Below are 8,593 nucleotides of genomic sequence, written 5' to 3'. Positions count from 1 at the left end.
CGGCCCCGATCGACGTGCCGAGCGAGCGCATGAGCGCGTTGAAGCCGTTGGCCGCCGCCGACTCGGAGAGCGGCACCGCGCCCATGATGAGCGCCGGCATCGCCCCGTACGCGAGCCCGACTCCGCTGTTGATGACCATGAGCGCGACCATGACGCCCCACGCCGAGCCCATCAGCAGCAGCGAGAGCCCGTACCCGGCCGCGATCACGAGCACGCCGCTGACCAGCGTGAACTTCGGCCCGCGCGCGTTGGAGAGCTTCCCGCCGAGCGGCGAGACGAACATCATCATGATGCCGCCGGGCGCCATCCACAGCCCGGCCGCGAGCATCGACTGCCCCAGCCCGTAGCCGGTCCGCTCCGGGAACTGGAGGAGTTGCGGCAGCACGAGCATCGAGGCGTACATCCCGAAGCCGGTGAAGACCGAGGCGACGTTGGTGAGCAGGACGCGAGGCCGCGCGGTCGTCCGCAGGTCCACGACGGGGTCCTTCGTCCGGGTCTCCCACACCCCCCACAGCAGCAGCACGACGACCGCCGCGCCGAGCAGCCCGAGCGTCGTGGCCGAACCCCAGCCCCAGTCGGCGCCCTTGGAGATGCCGAGCAGGAGGCACACGAGTCCCGCGCCCAGGCCGAGCGCGCCCAGCAGGTCGAAGCGCTGGCCGCGCGCCCCGGCGGGCACGTCCGGCACGAGCGCCCACAGGAGCACGGTGACGGCGGCGGCGAGGACGGCCGAGCCCCAGAAGAGGGCGCGCCAGTTCGCGTACTGCGCCACGGCCGCCGCGATCGGCAGGCCGAGCCCGCCGCCGATCCCCATGGAGGCGCTGACCAGCGCGATGGACGAGGACAGCTTCTCGGCCGGTACGACGTCCCGCAGCAGCGCGATGCCGGGCGGCACGACCCCCATGCCCATGCCCTGGAGCGCGCGCCCCACGATCATCGGCAGCACGGAGGAGGAGAGCGCGCAGACCACGGAGCCCGCGACGAGCGGTACGCAGCAGATGAGCAGCATCGGCCGCTTACCGACGAGGTCGCCGAGGCGCCCGACGACCGGGACGCAGACGGCCCCGGTGAGCAGCGTGACGGTGATGACCCACGCGGTGTTGCCGGGGGGTGCTGTGCAGCAGCCGCGGCAGGTCGGCAAGGAGCGGGGGGACGAGGGTCTGCATGATCGCGGCGACGATCCCGGCGAAGGCCAGGGTGGGGACCACGCCCTTGCCGCGGGGCGGGGGCTGGGCGGTGTCCGCGTCGGCGGAGGCCACGGTACGCATGGGGAAGTCCTCGGGCTGGTGTTCGGGCACGGAAGATGTGCATCATACATGTGCTGTGTAACGTGCACACCCCGGAAGCGGGCGGGACCCCTCGTGGGAGGATGGAAGCCCCTGTGACGTGCGGAGGTGACACGTGCGGCCGACGGCCGAGGTCGAGTACGAACAACTGCTGCTGAGCAGACACGGGTACCTGGGCCGGGGTGGCGGCCGCCGCCAGGACGGCCTCATGGACCGCAGCGCCTACGTGCTGCTGAGCCGTATCGAGGTGCAGGGTGCCCCGATGTCGATCGGCGAGCTGAGCGAGGCGTTCGGCCTCGACGCCTCGACCCTGAACCGCCAGACGGCGGCGGCGACGCGCGCGGGCCTCATCGAGCGCATCCCCGACCCGGCGGGCGGCATGGCCCGCAAGTTCCGGCTCACCGCCGAGGGGGAGCGCCAGCTCACCGAGGAGCGCGAGGGCCTGGTCACCTCGCTGGACCGGATCATGCGGGACTGGCCGCAGGAGGACATCGCCGCCTTCGCCTCCTACCTGCGCCGCTTCAACACGGACATCGAGCGGCTGAGCGGCAGGTCCTGGCCCCGGCCGTAGCGGCCTCGCCCCGCGCGCGGCGGGCCCGGCACCCGCCCGCGTCCCGGGCGGGCACCCACTCGCGTCCCGGGCGGGCACCCACTCGCGTCCCGGGCCCGGCATCCGCCCGGAGGCGGGCCCGGCGCCCGCGCGTCATGCTGGGAGGACGGGGAACGCGCGGGGGAACGCACCGGGGGAACGGACCGACGCCACCGCCGGAAGGGGCCCGCTCGATGGAACCGCTCGGCACCTACCGTCACAAGCGGGACTTCTCCCGCACCCGCGAACCCTCCGGCGCGGGCTCGCTCGCGGCCGACGCGAAGGCGCACCCGCGCTTCGTCGTGCAGATCCACGACGCCCGCCGGACGCACTTCGACTTCCGCCTGGAGGTGGACGGGGTCCTGAGGTCGTGGGCGGTGCCGAAGGGCCCCTCGGACGACCCGCGCGACAAACGCCTCGCGGTCCCCACGGAGGACCACCCCATGGAGTACCGCACCTTCGAGGGCGTGATCCCGCCGGGCGAGTACGGGGGCGGGACGGTCATCGTCTGGGACCAGGGCACCTACGAACCGCTGAGCCACGACAAGCGCGGGCACCCCCTCCCCTTCGACGAGGCGCTGGAATCCGGCCACGCCACCTTCCGCCTGGAGGGCGACAAGCTCCACGGCGAGTACGCGCTCACGCGCTTCCGCGCGGGCGGCAAGGGCGAGGAGGCGTGGCTCCTGATCAAGGCCCGCGAGAAGGGCGTACGGCCCGGCGCGGGCCACGGCACCCCGGACCCGCACCGCGCCCGCTCCGCCCGCAGCGGACGCACCCTCCGCCAGGTGGCCGGGGAGGACCGAGAGGAGCATCCGTGACACGCACGACCCAGGCCCGGACGGCGGCGGCCCTCCTGGACCGGCACGGCACGACCTACGCGGCCGAGGCCGGCATCACCCTGCGCGACACCCCCCAGCCGCTCTACCAACTCCTCGTCCTGAGCGTGCTGCTGTCGGCCCGCATCCGCGCCGACGTGGCGACGGCGGCGGCCCGCGCGCTCTTCGCGCACGGCCTGCGCTCACCGAAGGCGATGGAGGAGGCGAGCTGGCAGGAACGCGTGGACGCGCTCGGCGAGGGCCACTACCGCCGCTACGACGAACGCACCGCGACCCAGCTCGGCGAGGGCGCCGAGCTGGTCCGCGCGCGGTGGTCGGGCGACCTGCGCGCCGTGCGCGAGGACGCCGACCGGCTCCGCGAGGTCCCCGGGATCGGCCCGGCCGGCGTGGACATCTTCCTCCGCGAGGCCCAGTCCGTCTGGCCGGAATACGCCCCCCGCTTCGACGCGAAGGCCCTCCAGGGAGCCGCCCGCCTGAACCTCCCCGAAGACCCCCACCGCCTCGCCCGCCTCACCGACACCCCGGCCACCTTCGCGGCAGCCCTGGTCCGCGCGGCCCTGAACAAAAAAGTGACCGAGGACGTACGGGAGCACGCGGCGGCCTGACGCGCCCCACTGCCCGGCGCCGTACCCCCGCACCCGGGACCGGCGCGTTAACGACCCGCCCGCGACCGCCCCGAGCCCAGCCCCCGTCAGAAACTCCGCCGCTGCCCCTGACTCCGGCCCCGAACCCTGACCAGGCCACGCACTCCGGCCGCGCCCCGGCCGGAAAGCCGGGTCACCGTTCCGCGCCGCGCCTTGCGCTGCGGCGCCTCAGCTCGACTCCCTGACCACCAGCCGGGTCGCCAGGACCGTCTGGCGGCCGGCCCGGGGTGGGGGGGTGGTGCGGCCCGGGGGGCGGGTGGCGATCTCGTCCAGGAGCATCCGGGTCATCACGCGGCCCATCTCCGCCGTCGGCTGGCTCACGCTCGTCAGGGGCGGGTCGAGGTGGCGGGCGATCGCGCTGTCGTCGAAGCCGATGAGGGCGACGTCCTCGGGGATGCGGCGGCCCGCCGCGCGCAGCGTGTGGCGGGCGCCGGAGGCGAGGAGGTCGGAGGCGGCGAAGACCGCGTCCAGATCGGGGGCCCGGTCCAGGAGTTCGGCCATCGCGCGGCGACCGCCCTCCTCGGTGAAGTCGGACTCGGCGACGAGCGGCGCGCCGTCGACCGAGGCGCGGTAGCCGGCGAGGCGGCGTTCGGCTCCGTAGACCTCCAGGCGGCCCGTGATGTGGGCGATACGGCGGCGGCCCCGGCTCTGGAGGTGGCGCACGGCGGCGACCGCGCCGCCGTAGTTGTCGGAGTCGACCGAGGGCAGGGTCTCGGCGGCGGAGCGGGGGCCGCTGATCACGGCGGGCATCCCGAGCTCGGCCAGGCGGTCCGGGAGCGGGTCGTCGGCGTGCACCGCGACGAGCAGCACGCCGTCCACGCGGTGCGCGTCGAGGTACCCGGCGAGCCGCCCCCGCTCGCGCTCGCCGCCCGCGAAGGTGAGCAGGAGCTGGAGCGGTGTGTCGGCGAGCGCGCTGCCGATACCGCTGACGATGTCGGAGAAGTACGGCTCGGCGAAGAAGCGGGCCTGCGGCTCGGGGACGACGAGCGCGATCGCGTCCGCGCGGTTCGCGGCGAGCGCGCGGGCCGCCGTGTTCGGTACGTAGCCGAGTTCGAGCACCGCCGCCTCGACGGCGGCGCGCGTGCGGGGGCTGACCTTCGGCGAGCCGTTGATGACCCGCGAGACCGTGCCGCGCCCCACGCCCGCGCGGCTCGCGACCTCCTCAAGGGTCGGCCGTCCCGCGCCCCGCTTCACCCGCGTCATCGCACTCTCCCACCACTCGCCCTGCCCTACGCGGCGCCTCGCACCGGACACCCGCGCGCGCCCATTGTGCGCATGGGGCGCGCCGGGCGGGAGGGGGGCGGGGGGAGGGAAGGACGGCGCGCCCGTGCGGGGGCCGGAGGGGCGGCGCCGCTCCCCGCCCGTACACCCGTCCGTCCCGCGCGCCCCCCGCGCCCCCACCGCTAATTTCTCCCCTATGCCCGAATCTTCCTTCCGTTCCTCCGGCTGAGCGGCATGGGGATCATCCGGGCCAGCAGTGCTCGCCCCCGGCGATCACCGCGATCACGCAGGTCGCGAACAGCTCCGTACCGCTCATCGGCTACACGATCACCTCCCCCCTCTCCCACTTCCTCCTGCCCCTGACCGGGCCGGTCCTCGTGGGGGTCCTGGGGTCCTGACGCGGCCTCCGCGCCCAGCACGCCCCGGGACCCGCTCCCGAACCGCTCCCAAGGAGTACGCCATGAACCAGCCCGCCTCGCGCGCGGTCGACCACTCCTCCGGCTACAGCCGCGAGCAGATCCGGCGCTACGGGCAGCTCAGCCCGTTCGAGCTGAAGAACGTCTTCATCGACCTCGCCCGGCGCGAACAGGAGGGCGAGCCGGGCCAGAAGGGCACCTCGCAGGCGCAGATGCTCAACGCGGGCCGCGGCAACCCGAACTGGGTCGCGACGGGCCCGCGCGAGGCGTTCCACGCGCTCGGCTACTTCGCGCTGGAGGAGTCGAAGCGCGTGTGGACGGCCGACGACCTGGGCGGGATGCCGGAGGCGCGCGGCGCGGGCGAGCGCTTCGCCTCGTTCCTGCGCCGCCACCCCGGGCTGCCCGGCACGGAACTGCTCGAACGGTACGTCGCGGAGGCGCAACGGCGCTTCGGCCTCGACAAGGACACCCTCGTCCACGAACTCGCCGACGCCGTCACGGGCGACAACTACCCCGTGCCCGACCGCATCCTGCCGTGCGCCGAGGAGATCATCCGCGGCTACCTCGGCAAGGAGATGTACGGGGGCAGGCTGCCGGAGGGGAACGTGAGCCTCTTCGCGACCGAGGGCGGCACGGCCGCGATGTGCTACATCTTCGACTCGCTCCTCACGAACGGCGTCCTCGCGAAGGGCGACCGCATCGCGCTCATGGTGCCGGTCTTCACCCCGTACATCGAGATCGCCGGGCTCGACACCTACGACTTCGACGTCGTCCTCGTCCGCGCGAGCATGTTCGCGGAGAAGGGGGTGCGCGAGTGGCGCTACCCCGAGGAGGAGGTCGCGAAGCTCGCCGATCCCTCGATCAAGCTCGTGTGCCTCGTCAACCCGAGCAACCCGCCCTCGCTCGCGCTGAGCGAGCGGGTCAGGGACCAGCTCAAGGACATCGTGGCCGGGCCCCACCCGGACCTCGTCGTCGTGACGGACGACGTGTACGGGACCTTCGTGGAGGGCTTCACCTCGCTCGCGGCCGACCTGCCGCGCAACACGCTGCTCGTGTACTCGTACTCGAAGCACTACGGGGCGACGGGCTGGCGGCTCGGCGTCATCGCGCTCCACGACGACAACGTGATCGACCAGCGGATCGCCGCGCTGCCGCGCGAGACGAAGGACCGGCTCGCGAAGCGGTACGGGACGCTGACGCTGGAGCCGGAGAAGCTGCGGTTCATCGACCGGCTGGTCGCCGACTCGCGCGATGTCGCGCTCAACCACACGGCCGGGCTCTCGACGCCGCAGCAGGCCCTGATGACGCTCTGCTCGCTCTTCGGGCTGCTCCCCGAGGGCGAGGCGTACAAGCATCGCGTCCGCCGGATCGTCGCCGACCGCCTCCAGCTCCTCCTGGAGGGCGCCCGGATGAAGATCACGGAGGACCCGCTGCGGGCCGGGTACTACATCGAACTGGACCTCCTCGCCGAGGCCGAGCGCACGCGCGGACCCGAGTTCGCCCGCTACCTCAAGGACACCTACGAGCCCATCGACCCGCTCTTCCGCCTCGCCGAGCAGACCGGCGTGGTGCTCCTCAACGGCGGCGGCTTCGACGGCCCGGAGTGGTCGGTACGCGTCTCGCTCGCGAACCTCGACGACCTCGACTACCTGCGGATCGGGCACCACCTGCGGGCCGTCTTCGACGAGTACGAGGCGGAGTGGCGGCGGTCGGAGGACTGAGGCGCGCTCAGGCGAGGGGGAGGGACGGGGGGTCGAGCGTGGGCGGGCGGGGGGTCCAGCTTCACGCCGACCCCCCGCAGCGTGTGCAGGTAGCGCGGGGCCGCCGCCGTCTCGCCGAGCTTGCGCCGCAGCCAGGACAGGTGGACGTCGATGGTCTGGTTGTCGCCGTAGGACTGCTGCCACACCTCGGCGAGGAGTTCGCGGCGCGGGACGACCACGCCCGGGCGGCTCGCGAGGAAGGCGAGGAGGTCGAACTCCCGCCGGGTCAGCTCCAGTTCCACGCCGTCGAGTTCGGCGCGGCGGCGTAAGGGATCGACGCGCAGCCCGCCGGCCGCGAGGACCCCGGCGGGCTCCTCGCGGGCGGGGCGCGAGCGGCGCAGCACGGCGGTCATCCGGGCGAGGAGGTGGACGGCCGAGAACGGCTTGACGAGGTAGTCGTCGGCGCCGTCGTTGAGGAGGCGGACGACCTCGGCCTCGTCCTCGCAGGCCGTCGCGACGATGACGGGCACGTTGGTGAGGCCGCGCAGCATCCGCAGCGCCTCGGCCCCGCCGAGATCGGGCAGCCCGAGATCGAGGACGACGAGGTCCACCTCGTGCTGGGCGACCTCGCGCAGCGCCTCCAGGGCCGTGCCCACACTGCGCACCGCGTGCGCGGCCTCCGACAGGTGCCGGATCAGGGCCGAACGCACGAACGGGTCGTCCTCCACCACGAGCACACGCGCCATAGGCAGGGACGGTAGCCCATCCGGTGGGTGCCGGACCCCCGGAAGGACCCAAACGGCCCTAGTGGGTGTGATGTTGACGCGATAGGGGAAGGTGGGGCCTTTGGTGCGGAACGCGGGCGCGGCGCCGGAACCGGGCGGCGCCGTGACCTGCGGGAGCCCGGCCGGTGGGCCGGGCGGCCCGGCTCGTGACCTGCGGCGGCTTCACGCCGTCCTCGTAAAATGCCCGGATGGCACGGAAGAGGAACGAGACCGACCGGCTCACGGCGGAGGTGGGCGGCGGGCGCGCGGAGCTCGTCCCCGAGCGCGGGCGCACGCGGGCCTTCACGCTGACGCTGGACGGGGCGCCGCAGTCGTACGTGGACCTCGACGCGCCCCGGCACCTCGACTTCGCCTACCAGCGCCGCATCGGCCACCTCGCCGACCTGCTCGCCCCGGCGGGCCGCCCACTGCGGGTGCTGCACCTCGGGGGCGGGGCCCTCTCCCTCGCGCGGTACGTGGCGGCGAGCCGCCCGCGCTCGACGCAGCAGGTCGCCGAGGTGGACGCGGCACTGACCGCCTTCGTGCGCGCGCACCTGCCGCTCGACGCGCAGGCGCGCGTACGGGTCCGGGCCGCCGACGCGCGCGAGGTACTGGCCAGGCTCCCCCAGGACTGGGCGGACCTGGTCATCGGGGACGTCTTCGCCGGGGCGCGCACGCCCGCGCACCTCACGAGCACCGAATACCTCGGCGAGGTCCGCCGGGTACTGGACCCGGCGGGCACCTACGTCGCGAACCTGACCGACGGGCCGCCGCTCGCCTTCCTGCGCGGGCAGATCGCGACGGCGGCGGAGGTCTTCCCCGAACTCGCCCTCGCCGCCGATCCCGCCGTGCTGCGCGGCAAGCACTTCGGCAACGCGGTCCTCGCCGCCTCGGCCGTCCCGCTCCCGCTCGCCCCCTACACCCGCGCGGTCGCCGCCGACCCGCACCCTGGGCGCGTCGAACACGGCCGCGCGCTACGGGACTTCACAGGCGGGGCCGCGCCGGTGCGCGACGACACGGCGAAACGCTCACCGGCCCCGCCGGACGGGGTCTTCGCCCGCTAGACGGCGGGGCCCCCGGCGGGGCGGGCCGGGACGCGCGGGACGGGCCGGGACGCGCGGTGCGGGCCCGGACGCGCGG

The 8,593-nt window shown here is 74.3% G+C and carries 7 protein-coding genes and 1 pseudogene; 5 read left to right on the top strand and 3 right to left on the bottom strand.

Going from position 1 to position 8,593, the window contains the following annotated elements:
- Positions 1 to 1,265, bottom strand: a pseudogene (locus SSBG_RS19240) (MFS transporter); the annotation flags it as partial.
- Between the two features lie 133 nt (positions 1,266 to 1,398).
- On the opposite strand from SSBG_RS19240, the gene SSBG_RS19235 reads away from it, so the two are divergent.
- The 3 genes from SSBG_RS19235 (at position 1,399) to SSBG_RS19225 (ending at position 3,313) form a co-directional block, all read left to right on the top strand.
- The gene (locus SSBG_RS19235; RefSeq protein WP_008747740.1) at positions 1,399 to 1,854 is read left to right on the top strand and encodes a MarR family winged helix-turn-helix transcriptional regulator; all 456 of its coding nucleotides are present in this window, start codon (positions 1,399 to 1,401) and stop codon (positions 1,852 to 1,854) included.
- A gap of 212 nt (positions 1,855 to 2,066) precedes the next feature.
- Positions 2,067 to 2,690: a DNA polymerase ligase N-terminal domain-containing protein gene (locus tag SSBG_RS19230; RefSeq protein ID WP_008747739.1), complete on the top strand. Its 624-nt coding sequence runs from the start codon at positions 2,067 to 2,069 to the stop codon at positions 2,688 to 2,690.
- Complete coding sequence (locus SSBG_RS19225; RefSeq protein ID WP_008747738.1) at positions 2,687 to 3,313, top strand: hypothetical protein; 627 nt, start codon at positions 2,687 to 2,689, stop codon at positions 3,311 to 3,313. The genes SSBG_RS19230 and SSBG_RS19225 overlap by 4 nt, the downstream gene beginning before the upstream one ends.
- A gap of 207 nt (positions 3,314 to 3,520) precedes the next feature.
- Here SSBG_RS19225 and SSBG_RS19220 read toward each other — a convergent pair whose 3' ends face one another.
- Complete coding sequence (locus tag SSBG_RS19220; RefSeq protein ID WP_008747737.1) at positions 3,521 to 4,555, bottom strand: LacI family DNA-binding transcriptional regulator; 1,035 nt, start codon at positions 4,553 to 4,555, stop codon at positions 3,521 to 3,523.
- A 478-nt stretch (positions 4,556 to 5,033) separates the two neighbouring features.
- Between SSBG_RS19220 and SSBG_RS19215 the strand changes: the two genes are divergently transcribed.
- A complete protein-coding gene (locus tag SSBG_RS19215) occupies positions 5,034 to 6,710 on the top strand; it encodes a bifunctional aspartate transaminase/aspartate 4-decarboxylase (RefSeq protein WP_008747736.1) in 1,677 nt (558 codons plus the stop codon).
- Here the strand turns inward: SSBG_RS19215 and SSBG_RS19210 are convergent.
- Positions 6,635 to 7,435, bottom strand: a complete 801-nt coding sequence (locus SSBG_RS19210; RefSeq protein ID WP_037870151.1) for a response regulator transcription factor — start codon at positions 7,433 to 7,435, stop codon at positions 6,635 to 6,637. The genes SSBG_RS19215 and SSBG_RS19210 overlap by 76 nt on opposite strands.
- A gap of 227 nt (positions 7,436 to 7,662) precedes the next feature.
- Between SSBG_RS19210 and SSBG_RS19205 the strand changes: the two genes are divergently transcribed.
- Complete coding sequence (locus tag SSBG_RS19205) at positions 7,663 to 8,517, top strand: spermidine synthase (protein WP_008747733.1); 855 nt, start codon at positions 7,663 to 7,665, stop codon at positions 8,515 to 8,517.
- The last annotated feature ends 76 nt before the right edge of the window (positions 8,518 to 8,593 follow it).

It is taken from the genome of Streptomyces sp. SPB074 (assembly GCF_000154905.1).
Classification (GTDB): domain Bacteria; phylum Actinomycetota; class Actinomycetes; order Streptomycetales; family Streptomycetaceae; genus Streptomyces.
Note: the sequence above shows the minus strand (reverse complement) of the source record. Positions and strands in the feature narration are given on the sequence as shown.

What these genes read in the sequence shown, in the direction of transcription:
- SSBG_RS19215 (WP_008747736.1), top strand. Translation starts at nt 5,034, where the DNA reads ATGAACCAGCCCGCCTCGCGCGCGGTCGACCACTCCTCCGGCTACAGC.
- SSBG_RS19230 (WP_008747739.1), top strand. Translation starts at nt 2,067, where the DNA reads ATGGAACCGCTCGGCACCTACCGTCACAAGCGGGACTTCTCCCGCACC.
- SSBG_RS19210 (WP_037870151.1), bottom strand. Translation starts at nt 7,435, where the DNA reads ATGGCGCGTGTGCTCGTGGTGGAGGACGACCCGTTCGTGCGTTCGGCC.
- SSBG_RS19220 (WP_008747737.1), bottom strand. Translation starts at nt 4,555, where the DNA reads ATGACGCGGGTGAAGCGGGGCGCGGGACGGCCGACCCTTGAGGAGGTC.
- SSBG_RS19205 (WP_008747733.1), top strand. Translation starts at nt 7,663, where the DNA reads ATGGCACGGAAGAGGAACGAGACCGACCGGCTCACGGCGGAGGTGGGC.